The 19,620-nt window shown below is 38.7% G+C and carries 13 protein-coding genes; all 13 read right to left on the reverse strand.

Annotated features, from left to right (window positions below):
* Positions 1–12: 12 nt before the first annotated feature.
* Positions 13–3,249: an efflux RND transporter permease subunit gene (locus GD631_RS16820; protein WP_143258685.1), complete on the reverse strand. Its 3,237-nt coding sequence runs from the start codon at positions 3,247–3,249 to the stop codon at positions 13–15.
* Between the two features lie 30 nt (positions 3,250–3,279).
* On the reverse strand, positions 3,280–4,740 hold the full coding sequence (locus GD631_RS16825; protein ID WP_143258767.1) for a TolC family protein: 1,461 nt from the start codon (positions 4,738–4,740) through the stop codon (positions 3,280–3,282).
* An 81-nt stretch (positions 4,741–4,821) separates the two neighbouring features.
* Entirely contained in the window at positions 4,822–7,905 is a 3,084-nt protein-coding gene (locus tag GD631_RS16830) for an efflux RND transporter permease subunit (RefSeq protein WP_143258686.1), read from the reverse strand.
* Between the two features lie 22 nt (positions 7,906–7,927).
* A complete protein-coding gene (locus GD631_RS16835; protein ID WP_143258768.1) occupies positions 7,928–9,019 on the reverse strand; it encodes an efflux RND transporter periplasmic adaptor subunit in 1,092 nt (363 codons plus the stop codon).
* An 8-nt stretch (positions 9,020–9,027) separates the two neighbouring features.
* The gene (locus tag GD631_RS16840) at positions 9,028–10,641 is read right to left on the reverse strand and encodes an O-antigen ligase family protein (protein ID WP_370511907.1); all 1,614 of its coding nucleotides are present in this window, start codon (positions 10,639–10,641) and stop codon (positions 9,028–9,030) included.
* A gap of 45 nt (positions 10,642–10,686) precedes the next feature.
* On the reverse strand, positions 10,687–11,562 hold the full coding sequence (gene lepB, locus GD631_RS16845) for a signal peptidase I (protein ID WP_143258688.1): 876 nt from the start codon (positions 11,560–11,562) through the stop codon (positions 10,687–10,689).
* Entirely contained in the window at positions 11,555–13,441 is a 1,887-nt protein-coding gene (locus GD631_RS16850) for a glutaminase domain-containing protein (protein ID WP_143258689.1), read from the reverse strand. Before GD631_RS16850 ends, lepB begins: the two co-directional genes overlap by 8 nt.
* Positions 13,432–15,441 (reverse strand): transglutaminase domain-containing protein, encoded by a 2,010-nt coding sequence (locus GD631_RS16855; protein WP_143258769.1) that lies wholly within the window; start codon positions 15,439–15,441, stop codon positions 13,432–13,434. Before GD631_RS16855 ends, GD631_RS16850 begins: the two co-directional genes overlap by 10 nt.
* Positions 15,442–15,447: 6 nt before the next feature.
* Complete coding sequence (locus GD631_RS16860) at positions 15,448–16,314, reverse strand: DUF1573 domain-containing protein (RefSeq protein ID WP_223225858.1); 867 nt, start codon at positions 16,312–16,314, stop codon at positions 15,448–15,450.
* 110 nt (positions 16,315–16,424) lie between these two features.
* The gene (locus GD631_RS16865) at positions 16,425–17,570 is read right to left on the reverse strand and encodes a DUF4221 family protein (protein WP_143258691.1); all 1,146 of its coding nucleotides are present in this window, start codon (positions 17,568–17,570) and stop codon (positions 16,425–16,427) included.
* A gap of 5 nt (positions 17,571–17,575) precedes the next feature.
* Positions 17,576–17,824, reverse strand: a complete 249-nt coding sequence (locus GD631_RS16870; protein WP_143258692.1) for an NVEALA domain-containing protein — start codon at positions 17,822–17,824, stop codon at positions 17,576–17,578.
* Between the two features lie 138 nt (positions 17,825–17,962).
* Positions 17,963–19,042 carry a BF3164 family lipoprotein gene (locus tag GD631_RS16875; RefSeq protein ID WP_143258693.1) on the reverse strand — a complete coding sequence of 360 codons (1,080 nt, stop codon included), beginning with the start codon at positions 19,040–19,042 and terminating at the stop codon, positions 17,963–17,965.
* Between the two features lie 104 nt (positions 19,043–19,146).
* Positions 19,147–19,377, reverse strand: a complete 231-nt coding sequence (locus GD631_RS16880) for an NVEALA domain-containing protein (protein WP_143258694.1) — start codon at positions 19,375–19,377, stop codon at positions 19,147–19,149.
* Positions 19,378–19,620: the final 243 nt, after the last annotated feature.

The raw sequence follows: 19,620 nt of genomic DNA on the forward strand, positions 1-19,620 counted from the left end.
GCTTTACAGATGCTAAAGCATAGCTTTAGGTTTCACCAAACACTTCTTCTTCAAAGTCAATATCGGCAGGAAAATAAACACCCCGATTACAGACATTATTAATCCTCCGATAGTACCTGCCGCCAATGGAAACCAAAAGCCTTCTTTCTCCATACCTACCATAAAAGGAACGAATCCCAGGATAGTAGAAGTCACCGTTAGGAAAATAGGAATCACTTTAGTGTTCCAAGCTTTCACATAAGCTCTGAACGGTGAAAGACGCGGGAAACGTTTACGAACGAAGTTATATTCATTCAAAATATAAATGCTTGCATTGACCGTAATACCACAAAGCAAAACAAAAGAAGCAAATCCTCCCTGATCAAAGTTCAGTTTGAACCAATAGAATGTCAGAAACACTCCGATATAAGATACCGGAATCACAAAAATTATAGCCAATGGCTGTTTTAAAGAATTGAACAAAATACTCGTAATAAAAAAAATAATAGCAATGACAACCAAAAGCAGACGATACTGCTTATTATCCTTTCCCCCCCACGACCAGTTATAATCCTCCGACTTGGCTGTATATCCCATCGGTAAAATCTCGTTAAACTCTTCCAGATCTTTTTTCAATAGTTTATTTCCCTGTTCCGAAGAACCGATATACTCATATTGCAAACACAACCGATACTGTTGATTCTCCTTGGCCACTTCCTGTGGCATTTGTCCTTTTTCCACAGTTGCCAATTCTGAAAGTTTATATTCCCTCTCTCCTATGTGAAAAGGATAAAATTGCATCGCCCACACGTCCCTATCTTCCGACTGACGCGAAGAAAGTTTAATTTTTTCCGTACCCTCTTCTGCCATCACCGAACCTATTTCCATATTTCGCCCATATATCGGGTGGATAGCAGAAAATAACCTTCCAGCTCCAATCCCCTCCTCTGCCATCCGCTGTTTATTCAGATTAAAGTAGAATTCCATATAATCATCTTTCCACCAAGAGAAATCAGAGCTGACCGTCACTTCCCGAATCCGGCGGTGAGACAATAATTTTGCTTTTAATTTTTCTACCCAATCATACAGTTCATCATAATTATATCCATACATTTTTACCCGGAAAGAACCCGCATTCTCACGTACATCATTACTGAACCCCTGATCCTGCAAACCATATATACTCCAATTTCCACCTCCCAGTTGAAGTGCCTTACTAATCATATTAGCTTTCAACGTATAAGGAAAACCGCTTTTTTGGTGTTCTTTCGTAAAATAGATATGAATAGAGGCTCTTCGGGCACTTTCTACAGATGTCTGGAACTGTTTAATCTCTTTAAATTCGCTCAAATAAGTTTCCATCCTCTTAATCAGTGCATTCATTTGCTCAAGTGTACTCCCATTCGGCAAATTAGCATTGGCATGAAGTACTACTTCTTCATTACGTGAAAAGTAACTCCCCTCATATACCTTTTGCACAAATAACCTTAGAGTACCTCCCAACGCTTTATCCACTATTGGTTTCACCTTTTCCTTATAAATGGTGGTACCCAACGTCTGATTATAAGTTTTCGCCCATCTATCATCACCTTTCATTTTTTCCGGCAATAGAAATACCGGTAGTCCGAATGCCAACAATAGCAAAATACATACCGCCACCCTCCAACGACAAAGTATTTGTATCAGCCACCTGTAACAACGACTGAAATAAACCGGAAGCCGACGCATTCTTGAACGTATCCACACAAAGAAACGCACCTCCCCAATCTTCCATTTGACTATTGAAAGAGAAGATTTCTTTCTTCGTTTCAATCCTATTTTATCAATTAGAGAAGGAACAAAAAATAAAGCAACCAGCAGTGATACTCCCAGATTTATAATCACTACCGCAGCAAAATCCTGCAAATTAAGACGTATCTTCTCATCCAGAAAAAAGATGATAACCAAAGCTCCCATCGTGGTCAACGTGGCTGCAAGAATAGACATAAATGCTTTCCGGTCTCTACGCCGCAAATAATGATCACTCATTACAATTGTATTATCTATCACCAAATTTAATGAAACCGTAATACCCGCCAAAGAATACAATTGCATTTCCAATCCGGACGCATAATAAAGAATGACAGCTATTGCCATATTAACAGCCAGACTGATTACAATCAAAAAAAGATATTTGGGACTAAAGGTGATCAACAATACAAACAGGAGCAAAATTGCTACAGTCATTCCCGTACGCAGATAAATTTTCCCCAGTTCTTCCTGAATAAATTCCGTTGCATCGTAACTGGTGTGAATCTCATATCCTGCCGGAAGTAATAGCTGGTTATCATCCATAAACGCTTTTATCTTTTCACTCAATGCCAATTGATTTGCTGTTTCTTCTGCAACAATCGACAGATAAATTGAATTCAGCCCATTAATCCGATAATAATTTTGTGGCTGCTCCTCCATACGGGAAACCTTCACCAGCTCATTCAAACCTATGATTTTACCATCTTTCATTTTTACCTTTACCCGCTCCGCATTAAACTCTCTGCCCTCCTGTTCGGGAACCAATGCCAAACGTATCCACTGCCTGCCCGAAGCACCCTGCTCCACATCATAAGTACCCAAAAATTCTTTTTGATAATGCAACCGGACAGCTTGGCGAATATCATCCATACTTATTCCAAGCGCATGCAATTGTTCTGAATCATACTCCAATCGCCATTCCATCGGAGTAGCTCCACTAAGATTTATTTTATAAATTCCCGGAATCTGTGCAAGACGCGTTTTTATATGTTCCTCCGCATACTGCTGAATTAAGAAAGGAGTAGCGGGTGCATTGATCGTAAATGCCATAAAAGGCCCCTGATTACTTTGCCCCGGACTGTGCATCTGAATATACGGATAGCTCACCCCATCCGGTAATTCCGGCCACGTCTGCCGAATAATAGTAGAAGCTTCAAAGCGGGCAACCGCTGCGTCCACATGTTTATCCAAATTTACACTGACACTTCCCCATCCGTTTCCTGAAATGGAAGAAATCCCTCGAATTCCCTTCACACGGGCAAGCATTGCTTCTAACTTACTGGTAGCCGTCATTTCCACTACACGTGCTGAAGTACCGGGCATACTGAATCTCACCGTAAAACCGGGTAAGGTCCGCGATGGATTCAGTTTGACAGGCAGCAATGGAATGAGTGCCAACCCCACTAATGCCACACAGACAAAAGTCACAATCAACGTGAAAGCAGAAGCCTTATGAGATTTCACTATTTCAGAATCCATATTTTACATTCTCAATATTTATATAAATTATCATTTTATCAATTTTCCTCCATTAAAATCAAACCTGTCCGAAAGTGAAAGTTTCGCAGCAAAATCAAATAAAGTAAGCCGGCGTATCTTATAATAATTCAGCCAGTAGTTCTGCAAGGCAGAGATAAAATTACGTTGTGCCTGTTGCTGCCTGTTGAGAGAAAGAGTCAAGCTATTAATATCCGCCTTGCCGATAATGAAGCGCTGTTTTGTCTCATTATAAGCAAGTATAGACAGATCCAACGCTTCTTCCGCACTGGCTATCAATTGCTGCTGGATATTAAAATCACTTACCGTCATAATCACTTCCTCCTCGATGCTTATCTCGTCCTGACGTGCCGAGATCTTCACTACATTCAGATTATTTTTTGCCATATTATACTTACCCTTACGAACACCCCAGTCCAATAACGGAATAGAAACACTGACTGCCACCAAATCCTGCTGCATCGGTTTATGATACACATCTCCAAAGTTATCCGCTACCTGATTAAAACCGATACTGGCATTTACACTTGCGTTAAAGCGAGATTCTTTCTTCGTCTTATCCACATTCCGTTCCGCTTCAAGTACATTCTGTTTCAGTTCCAACAATTGCGGGTTATTATTCCTGCCCCACCTCAAAGCCTCATCTACCGGAATATCCACCATCTCCGGACGAGAAGGAAGTTCCAGTTTGATTTGCGTATTCTTATCCAGATTGAGAAAAGAAGCCAGTGAAAACATAGCCCGTTTCAGGTCACTTGCTTTATTCTGCAATGTATTCTGCGCATTCACACGATCCAGTTTCAATGTCAACAAATCAGCCTGTGAGATAGCTGCAATTCGGTGGCGCTGTTGCCCGATACGATACAATGTGTCCGTAGAAGCCAAGTTTTCTTTAGCAAGATTATATTCTGCCTGCGCCATAGCCAAAGAGAAGAAATAATTCGTAGCCGTTTCCGACACCTTTTCCACATTATAGAGAAATTCCTTTTTCACACGCTCATACTTCAACGGCTCTATCTTCCGTTCCCATTTGAAGGAGTTATATCCTACCAGACTTTGCGAATATCCGATTCGTATGGGAACACTCGTAAGCTGCGTAGCACTGTTACTTCCGAAGTTACGCATATAGGCAAGATTCGATTCCAGATAAAAAGTACCTCCGGTTAAATCAAAGTTCTGTTTTACACTCAATCCTCCATAAGCATAGTAAGACTGTTGCGTACGGTATACATCCAAATCCTGTCCCGAATCGTATCGTTTCGTTATATCCCGGTTATATTGTGCCGGAGTAACATCCAGTGTCAGACTAGGCAACCGATTTGCCCGAAAAGTCCTATACTCCCAATAACCGGATAAATACATATTCTGCGTACGGAATGATTCCAGCGAACTGTCGTTAGCAAGAGAAATTGTCCTGTTCAAATCCAATACCAGGTGTTTCTGTGCCCAAAGTGAAGATTCACTACCAAACATACAGAAGACACAGAGGAAGACAGGAATTCTTTTCTTTAATCTATTCATAACTTTCATTTTTGAACTATTAGTTATTACTTTCTAGCTGTTACTGATTTTCTCGTTACGATAAATAAACCAGTAAAGTAACGGTATGATAAATAAGCTCACCGCCGTACCAATCGACATTGTCCCTATCATAGCAATAGACAACGGTTTTTGTAACTCCGAGCCCATATCTGAAGAAAAAAGCAGTGGCACCATTGCGAAGATGGTAGTCAGCGAAGTCATGATAATCGGTCGCAAACGCCTGCGGCCAGCTTCATGTATCGCTTCTAATAACGGAACACCCGCCTTACGCAATTCATTGATAGCATCCAGCTTCAGAATAGAGTCATTGATTACAATACCACAGGTAACAATCAACCCGATAGCAGACATCAAATTCAGCGTATGTCCGCAAATCCAGAGTAAAAGCAATGCAAATGCAAGGTCAATCGGTATCTCCGCCAAAACAAGCAAAGGCTGCAAAAAGCTTTCAAACTGTGCGGCAAGAATAAAATACATCAGTAACAGTGAAATAAATAAGATGATCACCAATTCATCCAACATCTCACTGTTAGAAAAGAAACTGCCGGAGAATCCAGTATCCCAGTCTTTCATATCTTCTGCCGTTTGTTTCACCTCCTCTATCAGTTTGTTTCCGTCCTGTACGCCATAAAAATCAAAAGGAACATATTCCCCGTTACGTCCGGCAGTAATACTCTTCAAATCCTCGGCAGGAGTAACCGTCACCAGTTCCCGGAGTGGAATGTACTCTCTGTTTCCTCTATTGTCCGGTTCAGTCTGTATCAGTGTTTCCTGCAATATTTCATTCACCGTCTTTTCACTACCCGCAACGTTGATCGGAAGATATTGCTGGTAAGAATGCAACATAGTCACACTATTTTCCCGGAAAGCAGTTTTCAAAACTCTATAAAGTTCATTGTAAGCAACGCGGTAAAGCAATAGTTTCTCCTTATTGATACCTAGGTTCAGTTGGTTCTCAAAGGCAATGCCTGTAGGAGCAATCCCCGTTCTACGGGCTAACTCCAGCTCCACATTCCGGATCGTTTCCGCTTCCGGTGCTTTTGCCTTATTACGGGTGTAAAATTCGGCTATGATATCCGGTTCTCCCGTGACAAAGAGTTTCTCAAATACAGTCTCCGGTGGAGAAAAGGAAATAACGGAAAGTGGATAACGTTCTTTCAGTTTATGGTATATCTCCTGCTGCAAAGAAATGATTGTTTCTGATGTTTCCGTTCGGAAATAGAGTTCTGCTTCGGAAGAAGAAAGTTCCCTTTCACGATTCAGAAGAAAATCCTGTCTGCCAACCGATGCCGTGTGCTCCAATACCTGTTCTTTTAAATCCTTAAAAAGCTCATCCACACGCCGCCTGTTTTCATCCACATGAATATTTTCATTCCACTCGATTCGGGCGATCAATTCATTCTCTTCTATATCAGGCATCCGCTGCTTGTCTATAAAGAAAAAGAAGAATACACAAAGCGGGATGGAGACAACACAAAACAATACACTAAACGTTTTGTGACAGAACACCCAATCTACCCCGGCATCATAAAAACGATCCAATGTGTGATCCTTTATCGGGTTATTGAATTTAAAAGAAAGCCATTTCCATTTCCGGGTATGAATACCTGTCCGATAAACCAACAGATAAAGCACCGGAAGAAGCATAATACCGGTAAAATACGAAACCATCAATCCCACTGTAACCGAAAAAGCCTGATCATAAAAGATAGCTCCGGCGATACCACTCATAAAAATCAAGGGAGCAAATACGGCAATGGTGGTTAGGGAAGAACTCAACATGGGTGTCACCACTTCACTAGTTCCTGTTATACAGGCACGGCGCAATGAATAGCCTCGCTCCCGATATTGGGATATATTTTCGGTCACAATAATCGAACTGTCAATCATCATACCCAATGCCAGAATTAATCCGGCAAGCGAAATGATATTCAGGGACATATTACACAGATAGAAGAAAACAAAACTAATCACGATAGAAACCACCATACTAAGTCCGATCACCAACGGAGATTTCACATCTCCCAAAAACAGGACAGCTACCAGGCAGATAAAAAGAAAACCTAAAGTTAGATTCTGTTGTAGATTTGAAATTGTATAATCCAACAATTCTGTCTGGTTGCGACTGATACTAAAATCGATTTCCGGATATACCCGCCTAAAATGCTCCATCGTCCTCACCAAAGACTGCTTCATCTCATCCATATTCTCGTCTGCCTGCTTGATAACAGCCAGAGTCACCGCCCTTTTCCCGTTCGATACAGATACACCTTTTTCTTTTACGGGCACGATAGTAACTTTGCAGAAGTCCCTTAGTTGGACAATGCGGTCCCCCTTACGCAAGTATATATTTTCCACATCTTCTGCGGTACGCAACAGAGTGGAGAATTTTATATTATATTCATAGTATCCGTCACGTACTGTCATACTGCCCGGCTCCACGTTATTGGCAGTCAAAGCCGATTCAATATCTTCAATAGAAAGTCCCATCATAGCCAGTTTATCCTCATCAGGTACAATCTGTACCTGACGCTCCACTAATCCGGTCACGTCTACCATAGCCACTTCTTCAAGCTGTTCTATCCTGCGCTTAATCACCGATTCGGCAAATTCACACAAATCAAGAAAAGATTGCTGTCCTACCGTACCATAAGCACTATCATTCTTTAAGGTCAGATTCAGGTAAAACACGGGTATATCCGTTGCGCTTGCCTTAATAACTTTCGGGCGTTCAGTATCCTTGGGAAGATAATTCATTGCAGCGTCTATTTTTTCATTAACCTCTATAAAGGCAAGATCCGTATTAGTACCGAAATCAAAAGACAGACGGATCATACCTCCTCCGTCTCTCGATTCACTATGAATATCTTTCAATGTAGACACCTGAATCAGTTGTCCCCGTAAAGGTTTCACAATCGTGTTTTCCAGTTCACGGGCAGAGGTATTGGCGGCAGCCACCTGTATCGTTATCTCCGGAATGGCAATATCCGGAAGCAATGATATAGGCAAAGTATTATATGTCACTAGCCCGATTATAAAACAGGCAGTAAAAGCCATCAATACAGCGATAGGGCGTTGAATTAAAAATTTTATCATAATTACTTGATTTTGGCACGGATTATCTTACATTTACTGCCGCTTCATGTGCCAGATTCAGATTTCCGGTCACAATAATCGTATCTCCTTCCAATAACCCCTCTTCAATCCCTTTCTGTGATTTATCCGAAACAACATATTCCGTTGCATTTTCCAATCCCGTATGCACATAATTCCACATAGCCTTACCTTCTTGTAAAGTAAATACCACTTGCTTACCGGAGCGTAACACAACAGCCGTTTTAGGAATGACCAATTGTTGCCCTAAACTTCTTCTGACACTTACTCTTATGTTCATACCACTGAACAGTTTTCCTTGTCCGTTTACTACAGCCTTCACCTTTACCATTCCGTTCGAATCTACCAATGGATTGATTTCAGATACGCTGCCCTCAAACGAATCTCCTCCGGCATAAGGAGTAATCATTACCTTATCACCTGTTTTAATAAAAGCCAACTCATTCTCCAACACTGTAAAATCAGCTTCCATCCCACGGGTATCAATAACCGTACAAAACACCTCGGAAGTATTAGCTAAATTAAAGGGTTTAGAAAACAGATTAGCCACTATCCCATCGAAAGGAGCAACCAGTGTAGCATGTTCTGTTTCCCTTTTTACCAATTCATATTGAGATCTCGACTGCTCATATCCGCTCTTCACTTTCGCGAGTTTCATTGTTTCCACAGGAACTTTGCTGAAATCTTCGGAGGTATATCCCTGTCCGATCAATACATCTTTCAGTTCCAATTCGGCTTTCAACAAAGCATCTTCCGCTTGAGATAGCTTCTGCTCCAAGCGAAACTTATCCAGTTCAGCTAATTTCTGTCCTTTATGTACGTGGTCGCCATTCTTCACATAAATATGGGCAATAACTTCACTTGTCTCAAAACGGAGACCAGCCTGTCCGAGAGCACTTACTTTACCGTTACTGACTAATTCGTGATGAAAATCACGTCTCTTTAGGGTTTGAATAGTGACTTCATTCTTAGCATCAGGAAGAACAGTGGAAACACCTTGTTCCTGTTTATCCACATCGCCCTTCTTGTTAGAACAAGATATTATCAGCATTCCTAATGCCAGACATGACAATAACCATGTACCATTGTGTTTCATCATATTTATCAGTTTATTTGTTTCAATAATTTCTTTACTTCCACTCTCATCTCTTTTATCGCTGTCGATTGAACCTTCGGTTCTTTTGTCAGTACAACCTCAACCATACGCTTTAATTTTTCAGGTTGTTGGTATTCCGGCTCCGCATATAGCTTTGCCAGAAGATAATATGGATAAATTCGTCCCGGAAGTCGATGCGTAGATCGAATCAGACTCCCTTCCGCTTTCTCATACTTTCCTACTGCCTGATAGTTCTTACCTATAATATTTAAGAGCATTGGGTCGCAACTATGCTTCATAGCCTCTTCCAGAACTATAGTCGAATTATCATATTGTTTCAATTTATGCAAACAATACCCGTATTCAAAAAGAAAGGCTCCCCGATTCTTCAATTCGGAATACAACTTTTCATACTCTTCTTTAGCTGATTGGTATGCTCCGATATTATAGAGCATTTTACTACGATGCCAGTTCTTACATGCATCATATTGATTGTATTTCCAATAATATGTCCCTAATAAAGTTATTATCGAAATAAAAAATAATAGCATTATCTTCGAGCGTCCAATAACACAAGCAGCCAGCAGAAAATAGAACGTCACAGCAAATCCGGGAATCTGCATCGGATAAGAAGAAAAGGCAAATACCAACACAGCAATTATACCTCCACAAAGACCTATTCGTCCTTCCCCACTCCCCTTCCAGAGACAAAATGCAATTACTAGTAACACGACAAATAAAAAAGGAATCCCATATTCTATTGCTACTTGAAGATATTCATTAAAAGCATATTCCGGACTACCCGCCACTAATTCTTCCGTTTCCGAATACTCTTCGTTTGCAAAATAATTCTCCTGTGCCCTGCCATAGACTGAAATAAAATTCCCTATTCCATGTCCTACAACAGGACTTTCAGCGATAGCAAGAGTACTGATTTTCCACATGAACAAGCGTCCGTTGGCAGAAGTTGCTTTTAACTGAAAAAGTAAGTAAACAATCATTATGAATATAATGCCTCCTGCAATACAGGTCAACACTACTTTTTTCTTATATCTCTTTCTAATCGCCTTCAGTCTACTTCCCCATGAAACGTGCATTCCATACACCCATGCGCCCGATACTGCGGCAGCCATCCAAGCCGAACGACTCATTCCGGCAGGTAGTACACAAAGAATCAACAGCATCACTCCTAATGCCATGTAATACTTTCCCTGTTCTATCCATGTACGTTCCGTCTTTTCTTTCAAATTTAGCCATTCATGTAGGCAAAGCGGAAATATCATTGCCAAATATCCCGAGTAAGGTCCCGGATTGTAGAAAGATCCCGTGAGTGCGTATAAGGAATGATTGGAAACAGCAAAACCATATATTTGCCTCAATCCCCATATCGCCTCAATTCCTCCCAATGCAATCAATACCCACGTCACTATTGACGAAAAAGGCAGATATTGTTTCCTATTCAAGCAGAGAGAAAACAGACTACAAAAGGCAAAAACAACGGTCATACGTCCCAACCATAGTTTTTGATATGCCATTTCGCCGACAGGGATGTTATTTGGAGTAGAAAAAGCTACTACGCACAAAATTGCCGCAACTCCTGTAATAGTCATCACAGCCGCCATATTCTCTTTTGTTATTTGCTTCAATTCCAACTTGACTTTCATTCCTTATTTAATTTTCTTCATCATCCTATTCCAACGAGGTTTCTCCGTAAATTTATCTTCCGAATACCATATACGGGTTGCCTTGCCCACAATATATTCTTCCGGCAGCATCCCCCAATACCTTGAATCCTGCGAATTAGCCATATTATCACCAGACACAAAATAATAATTCTTTTTAAAGCGATATCGGGAAATCAGACTATCTCCCAATAACACCTGCCCATCATTCAAACGTAGTTTCTTCTTCTGTTCCCAACCTATTAATTGCCTGTACAATAAATAGTTCGTACGATTCATCATTACTATCTGACCTTTCTGGGGAATTGGCAGTGGTCCGAATTCACGGATAGTCCACCCCAATTGTCCATCATACGGAAAGGTACCTACCACAATACTATGCTGTTCCGGATACTCCAAACCCGCAAGATAGTGCTGGGCATTATAATTTCCCAATCGTTCATTACTTCCGCGTATTCTATAAAATCCTCCCCGAATCTCTAACGTGTCTCCCGGTAGAGCAATACATCGTTTTACATAATACTGCATCACGTCCATCCGGATACTATCCCAACGGTTCATCTGATAAGGGAAATTGAAAACCAATATATCATTTCTTTTAAAATTCCCCCATCCGGGCATCCGATGAATCTCAACGTCCTCATTATCCAAAGCGGCAAACACATTGAACAACCGTGCCCCCTTCATCACTTTATTCACTAATATCCGGTCACCATCTTTCAATGTCGGTTCCATTGAATCCGAAGGTATCCTAAAGGAAGTAAAGCAAAACAGTTGGATCAAGAATAAAATTACCACCATGCAAAATGTGAAGAACGCTAGATTCTCCAGTATTGTCAGAATCTTCTTCGCTTTATTCATACGCTTTCCTCCATTGCACTAATTTATGATAAGCCTTCAATCCTAATACACATTTTACACGCTCATCTTTTTCATCCAATAACTCCGAGACAGGAAAAGTTTCTTTCTTCATTCGCTCTTGCAAATAATTTGCCCACAAGCACAACTGTTCCCAGTGTACATCAGCATAACCGAAATCTTGTTCCGCTTCTACAACAGCAGTAGTCATCATCAGCATATTGGCAGCAGCTTCTACAGCACAGTCCTCCAATTTTATCTGTTTTGCGGCAATAGGATACAGACCAATATCGTATGGAGGATATTTTTTATTCCAATGAAAATCCTCGCAATATTTAAATAGGGGATCTAATAAACCTTTCATCCAGTCAATGCGACCAAAAAAAGACAAAACCGGAAAAGTCTTATAAGTCTCCCTAACGTTACTCAAAGTGTCACCAAAACAAAACATTATTTTATCCGGAGACAACACAAACCGATGGGAAGAAACAAAAGCACGATAAGAAGAAAGTATCCGTTCGACAAAAGCTTGATCCTCCGTCCGCAATGCCTTCACTCTCCATCGATAATCTGATTGATTACATTCCTCTTGAAACTCTTGATACCTGTCTCCAATAGATTTTATTAATTCTTTTATCTCCCCTCTTCCATCTTTATTCCAAAGAGAGCATAAACTCTCACCCTCATATTGTAAAGTCTGTCCTTCTTCATATCCTAGTAATAATACACCCTTATTTTCATTTCCTGCACACAGATTTTGAGAGAAGATAGCATGACCGCCTTCCCACAAAAAAGTTGTCTCATCTGAAGAGACAGCTAAATACAAACTATCAGACTTGACAAAACGCCAGTCTTGTTCAACCCAATTATCAACCTTGCCTTTACCAAACAACCATTTCATATCTACATCAAACATAATTTCTACATTATGTTGTTTTTTATCTTCCGAGTGAATATGATAAGTAAAAAATCCGACAGGCCATCCTGTCAAATTCCACTTTTCCGACAGGGCAGGAGAAACAAAATCAATCCGAAGTTCCACATCCCCACATTGAAAAGCATAATGAGTCTGTGTAGTTTGCACATCCATTTGTTTCAATATAGCGAGCTCCGCATCAGCATAAGTTTTATTTTCGACATACAAACCAAAATCCAATAAGGCAAGTCCTCCTGTATTACGGCCGTATGCAGCTAAAACATTATCCCCTTCAACTATTTGGGAGACAGTCTCATTTGTCAATAGCCGACACTCTGTTTGATCAATACAATAATCTTTTCCAAACAGATATTTCCCATTGCAATAAAGCTTCATTTGATCATCACATATATAACGTATATAAACTTTTCGCTCTTTCAAATCTTTTTTATCATCAATCCTGATATGTCTGCGGATATATATATTTTCCGATCCCCATGCGGTGTGAACCGGATATTTTCCTTTCAATAATCCAAAAGCTCCATTGCCCTCATTCCACAAAGAATCATCATATTCACTCTTCTCCCAGTCTTCACCGGGAAATAAATAAGAATATTTTCCCTGCCATCCGAGACTATCATCTGAAAGAGGAACTAAAGGAGAGATGCGCATAGAATCTCCTCCCATAAAACGGTAAGCTTTGCCGTCTACCCGCAAGATACCCGTTATCGGAAATATTTTCCCGGATCTCAAACGTGGATAACACTTATTAATTGTATCTCCTGTGACGCTGATAGAAAAATCCGGAGCAAGTGCCAGCAATGTATGTTCGGAAGGAACTGTGCTGGAAAAAAGCGAAAAGTTTCCGTCCTGATGACAGGAACAGGCACATATAAGAACCATAATACCTGAAAGCATGATGCCTCTCCTTGGTCCGATAATCCTGATATGTGTCTTTATTTCCATTGTTGAGTTTCGTTTTCATAAATAAAGATTCTCTCGTCCACTCCACGTGTGTAGTTACGCAGAAACAAGAGTGCGTTTTCCGGAACATCCCGAAAAACCAAAGAATCAGCAGTTGCCTTGATTTTACCAGCAGATTTCCAGTCCCGATCACAATAAAACAATTCATAGGAATCACCCGGACGAACATAGTTATCTCCATTGCGAGGAGTATAGATTATACGGTCTATCTGCATCTTTCTACCCAAGTCAAGTCCCGTCCATCCTCCGGTAGGTTCGGAATAATCAAAGGAAGTCCACGTTTTCCCATCAAAGGCATTGGTATACTCATGCTTTCCGTCATGTCCCCAACATCCGGGAGTTCCCATTACCTTTCCTGACAAAGCCATAGTATCACTCTTCCCGTAAAAAGAGATTTCCGCCACATCACAATGCCCATTGGGAGGACCGACATACCTGATATAACGGTACTCCTTATCCGACCAACTACAGACAGCCGTATTTAAGCGGCTAGGTTTATTTTGTATAATAAACAAAGTATCCTTTTCCGAAAAATCCGACCGGTTGCTTCCTTCGAAAACACCTCCTATCATCCGCTCTCTTACCAAATCTTCGACTTCTATATTACTTTTAGCATATAATACTACATCTTGCTTCTTTTCTCCAATTGAATAATAGTAGGGAACGTTAGTTTCTCTATCCATATAGAAAGGATCGGTCAAAAAACATAGTGCACCATCCTCATAAGTAGCAACTCTCATGACTGCACCATTACGAACATATCGGAAAGCCAAATGACCGGCATCATAAACTGTCCAATCAACCGGAACCCAATGATCCCTATTACTAGCACATAAATAAGCAATTCTCCCACTCCTTTCATTTTTATATTGCTTTTCTAAAGGGATAATCAATTCTTTTTGATATGAATACGCATAATCAAAAGTAACATCTTTAAACTTAGGAATACGCCAAAATGAATACACTTCTTCTCCATATTGTGCCATCTGCTTGTGTAACTCCCTATTCACACTAAAAGTATTTCTGTATATTTTGGCGGCTCCCTCCCATTGATACAGGAAACATTTGCGAACATGTATCAAATTTGTCATAAAGTCAGATATATATCCTTCTCCATTTTTATCCCAAAGCATTACCCAAAAGTGACCAGCATTGTCATTACCACGTGCAGGCAAGTAATCTATCGCGCAAGGAATGCCTAAAGCACGGAATAAGTAGATGGCAAAATCCGTCAACTCTCTGCAACTGCCAGACTGATATTGTACAAATTCAGGTCCTATATGTCCGAAAGAGAAAGGAGCGATAGAAGTAAAATAAGTATTTTTATCCGGTAACCTAGCCATCAGATATCTGGCTGCCACTAATGGATCTTCTTTATCTAAAGTGTCAGACATTCGCAATGAATCCAGCAACGAATTATATTTTTCATAATACATCTCCCGCCAATATACCAATGGCTCATCATCAATTCGATAAGGTAAAAGATACTCACAGAAAGATTCAAATGAAATATTCTTTCCCCATGGTTGCTCCTGCCAGACTTTAAATGCCCAATCAATATTATGACACAGATAAGCAGAATCTATTTCCATTATATCACGTTTATTCTTAAAGGTCTGCATGGGGCCAAATACTTTTTTTACCGAGTCTGCAACTTGTTCCGGTGTTTTTCCAAAACTTGGCTTTAGCCAAGCATAATAAGATTTATAATTTTCTAATTGTTCTCCGTCAGAATAAAAATAAAAAGGCATATTTTCAATTAAAAAACAAGCCGCTTTGTATTTCAGGCTATCAGTAGGGTTCATTTGGTAGCAACATAGAACTTTCTCCAATTCATTCCTATTCTTTCCAGCAAATTGTAAAGCCAACTCAAGAGAAGGCTCTGTTTTTTCTCCTGAGAAATAGTGTTCTATCCCCCACCATCCTAACAAGAGAAGTAGCAAAACAAGAATAAATTGAATATGTACTTTGCATTTCTCCATCATAATTTAATCTGATTCTGCATTACCCGATATCTTCAACTGAATAGGAGAATCTTTTCCATTAAAATACACAGTAATTGTCTTACTAAAATATTCAGGATGTTCCGCTACATACTTTACTTTTAAGATTAAATTTCCCCTCGGTTGTACTGGCGCTTTAGGATATTCTACAGTTGTACATCCACAAGAAGTAATTACATTATCCACCACCAATAGGTCTTGTCCAATATTCGTCAACCTGAATTCACAAAATTTTTGTTTCTTCCAATTAAACGCTCCCCAATCCATAGACCTTTTATCTACCATAATTTTTGTTTGTTTTCTTTTCTCCAACACCAAATTCTGCTCTGCGCCAAGAATTATATTCATATATAATTCTTTTATTCTAGAGTTATGCATCGGATTACCTATAGCCAAAACTTTATTATCCTCATCTAACAAAAATGTTTGCAACAATGCATTAGAAGGAAAATGATTCAACTTATTAAGAGAATTATTCCTGTCTATGCAAACCGGAACATCAAATTTTTGTCCACATAGGAGCAGCAATAAATCTTTTATATCTTTAGGGTGTATAAAAAATAAAAAAGAAACTTTGTTTTCTGATATCGAATCTACCTCTGTCATCCATTCCATCCATTGCGATAATCTCAAGTTACACCCCATGCATCCTATAGAATCGGCATAAATCAGAATTTTATATTTATTTTCAGGTACTGAACTATACACAGAATCCTTACCCAAACGAGTAAAAATATAACCATCATCAAATTTTATTTCTCTATTAATCCATTCCTCAACCATATTAGTGATTTCAACATTTGTTTTCTTTTGACATGAATGAAGCCCCATTAATACAGCAAACAAATTCATATATAATATAACTTTAAGCATACTCTTAATTAATAATGATTATTGATAGAACAACAATAAAAGAGAACAAAGTCTCAATCCTATTTAAAGCCAATCTGTACCAATTCACTTTATTCTGGAAAAATCATATCTATGGTTAAATCATCAGTATTATTCTTATTATCTAAAATATTATCAACAAAAAAAGCTATACCACCATAGGCTGCACTCCAACCAGTAAAAGGGCTATATCTACAATTCGATAATTTCACTTCACCGATTTTTTCCATATATTCATCAAATAGCATCAAATATAAATCACGTTCATTGATAAGTTTTTCCATTCCTTTCTTCTCATCGAAATCAACTTTGTCAGCATGTAGACGAACGTACATTTTATATTTAGGCAAATACATGACGTCATAAAAATGAGGGTTTTCGAGCCAATGTTTTTCCAAAGTGGCATAGTCTCCGGTAGTCGTACATTTCTCAATTATATTGGAAGTATAACGGCTGTCTGCCAGTATGTATTTCCGTTCGTTTGTTTTTATGTTCAATGTATAAATAGAAGATTCGACAGGATAATTATATACTATATTTTCACCGACAAAATTAACATTGGGGAAATTAATATATGCATATCCTTTACTCATATCAGGAACGATCTTAGATGACGATAATTGATAAGTTGTTATTGCCTTGTCTTTATCTGTAAAAATTTCTTTTACAACAAAAGTGTCAGAAGCTGTGTTTTTTGCCAAAAACATTAGTGAATGCCGAGAGGTATTATAAAACAAATGGGAAGTGAACATTGCATAATTGGTATTTATCAACAACTGTTCTTGTTCCTCCAAATATTTCTTCAAATCAATGGTTCTTTTTATCATTCCCACACTATCAATCAAGAAAGCACGTTCTGACTCATCAGATATCCATATAGAATCTAACGATTGTACATATATTCCTGACAGACGAACAATAGCATCAGGACCATCTCCTGGCAATATAATCTGAGTTACTGATTTAGATTGCAAATTCATGCAGTCTAAAGAATGTGATCGATAATTATAACCAATCAAGTAGTCCGTTGAATCAACGTGAACAGACGAAGACAGATAATATGATTTTAATTGCAAAATATCTTGTGGAGGAAATTTAATTTCCTCCACTTCTATTGTAACTTTATCATTATTATCATCCTTTTTCTCTGTTCTTTGTCCTGTGCATGATACAAAAGTCATACACAACATCAGAAAAAGAATTTTTAAATATGACATAATAATTAACAATAAGTTAAATGTGCACATCTACTATCACTATCATATACCGTAGAACCACACTCTGCACCTGCATGAGTAGGACATGGACGCAAATAATATGGCCCCCCAGTTTCTCCTCCCCATGCAAAAGCTTCTACATTAGCCAAAGCCAAATCTGACAATTTTGATTCATTCTGTGATATATAAACATTGTATCCCGCCACTATTGTAACTACAGCTACAACTACCATACTTAATAATTTCCTTTTCATATTTAATTCTTTATATTAGTAAATAAACTTTCATCTTTTCCGTATCTATCCTTTCAACAGAGTAGCAATAGTTTGTTACATTAACTTTTTATTCTTATGTTTACATCCGAATAACTTGCCCCTTCGACATTTATTTAGTTATTGCCATTGTGGCAATGGAAACTGCACAAGAACCGGATCTAAATCGTAAGCAATAGCATACATTGTTTTTCCGTCTTCTGCCAAACATATTTTCCCTAATATTTTATCACTCTTGAGCATCGCTATTTTATTACCACTCCACGTGTACACATATATCATATTTCCCGAAAATGAAGCCAAAGCATCTTGACGAAAGTTTTTTCCAGAATACAGTACATATACATAGTTTTCCGAACAAGTAGCACATAAATAATTTATTGGTGAATCCTTCGAAACCCCTGAATAAACTGTCGGACTATTTCTATACTCATAGTCTGGATAAGTGAGAATAGTCTCTTTTAGCAAATGCACCGAATCGTTTTCTAATTGATAGAAAGACAATATATCCGCTGACAAAAGAGAAGCGATAAATTTCGTTTTAGAAGGAGAAGCCGCTATACCAAACATATAAGCCTGTGAACGAACAATACCAGACACTTTCTTTTCATCCTCATCCCTGTAAGGCCATTCTCCAAATGTATTATGTACCTGTCCACCTGAATCCAGCACACAATACCTATATTTTTCATAAATACCAGGAGCTATAAACTTTCCGTTAGCCATAGGATGAACCTCAAGTGGTAATCCACTATCAACACGAAAAGTGGGGATAAATCGTACACCATCACCCGTTATTGAATTAGTATAATAAAACGTTTTTTTATTTATATCGTAAAATGAAAAAGAACTTCCACTGTGTGATTCTAAAGAAGAAAGTACAGTAAATTCAGAAGGTCCCTGCCCACGTATACCGGCCTTTCCCAAATATTTTCTGGATTTTACATTAAAAAAGAGCAACATGGAGTCGGACTTAGCATCCATAACCGCCAAAATTGAATCTGATAATGCCATCTCTCTAGGACCTCCTATTATATAATTATCTTCATAAATAATAGGCTGGCAGATGATATTTTCCACCCGAATAGTTTCTTGGTTACTTGAACGACAAGATAATAGAAGAAGTATCAATATCCCGCCTAATAGTGGCATTTTATTCTTTGTATCTATCATATCTATATCAATTTTTAAAAGAATCATAGTCGCATCATTTTTGAGAAAACGATCCAACTATGACTCTAATAACTGTTAGTTATTCATTACAGCTTTCAGTATTAATGAATACTTATCCATATTATGGAATTCTACCTCCATCTATATCCCTCAAATACTTCATGATAATAGGAATCGTAGCAAGCCTTCGTTTCACCTACACAAATATATGGAATATCAACTTCTGGACTGGCAGCCAATGCTTCCATGTTGGCCAAAGTTAAGTCCGATAACTTCATATTATTTTGTGAAGTACATACATTATATCCCGCAACAGTGGCAATAGTAACAATAGCTACAATACCCATTAGTTTCTTTTTCATTCTGTCATTTTTTTAGTTTGTACTTTTTCGTTTTTCTTCTGTATTTATCCTTTCAACAGAATAGTAATAGTTTGCTACATTATTTTTTTATTCTTATGTTTGCATCGGAATCTTTTTTAAAGGTTTAGGAGCAGGTGATATGTAAGCAAATCCTGCAAGATGAACAAACTCATCATTCTGCTCCTTTTAATCAAGTTAATTATCTCATTCAGCCAAAGTAAAAGCATTACAAATATATTTTTT

The organism is Bacteroides luhongzhouii, assembly GCF_009193295.2.
Lineage (GTDB): Bacteria > Bacteroidota > Bacteroidia > Bacteroidales > Bacteroidaceae > Bacteroides > Bacteroides luhongzhouii.

Bases quoted from the DNA above. Each gene is read 5' to 3' on its own strand.
- GD631_RS16870 (WP_143258692.1), bottom strand. From the start codon at position 17,824: ATGAAAAGGAAATTATTAAGTATGGTAGTTGTAGCTGTAGTTACAATA.
- GD631_RS16880 (WP_143258694.1), bottom strand. From the start codon at position 19,377: ATGAAAAAGAAACTAATGGGTATTGTAGCTATTGTTACTATTGCCACT.
- GD631_RS16860 (WP_223225858.1), bottom strand. From the start codon at position 16,314: ATGAATTTGTTTGCTGTATTAATGGGGCTTCATTCATGTCAAAAGAAA.
- GD631_RS16825 (WP_143258767.1), bottom strand. From the start codon at position 4,740: ATGTTTGGTAGTGAATCTTCACTTTGGGCACAGAAACACCTGGTATTG.
- GD631_RS16835 (WP_143258768.1), bottom strand. From the start codon at position 9,019: ATGAAACACAATGGTACATGGTTATTGTCATGTCTGGCATTAGGAATG.
- GD631_RS16875 (WP_143258693.1), bottom strand. From the start codon at position 19,042: ATGATTCTTTTAAAAATTGATATAGATATGATAGATACAAAGAATAAA.
- GD631_RS16855 (WP_143258769.1), bottom strand. From the start codon at position 15,441: ATGGAGAAATGCAAAGTACATATTCAATTTATTCTTGTTTTGCTACTT.
- GD631_RS16840 (WP_370511907.1), bottom strand. From the start codon at position 10,641: ATGGCGGCTGTGATGACTATTACAGGAGTTGCGGCAATTTTGTGCGTA.
- GD631_RS16820 (WP_143258685.1), bottom strand. From the start codon at position 3,249: ATGGATTCTGAAATAGTGAAATCTCATAAGGCTTCTGCTTTCACGTTG.
- GD631_RS16865 (WP_143258691.1), bottom strand. From the start codon at position 17,570: ATGTCATATTTAAAAATTCTTTTTCTGATGTTGTGTATGACTTTTGTA.
- GD631_RS16830 (WP_143258686.1), bottom strand. From the start codon at position 7,905: ATGATAAAATTTTTAATTCAACGCCCTATCGCTGTATTGATGGCTTTT.
- GD631_RS16850 (WP_143258689.1), bottom strand. From the start codon at position 13,441: ATGGAAATAAAGACACATATCAGGATTATCGGACCAAGGAGAGGCATC.
- lepB (WP_143258688.1), bottom strand. From the start codon at position 11,562: ATGAATAAAGCGAAGAAGATTCTGACAATACTGGAGAATCTAGCGTTC.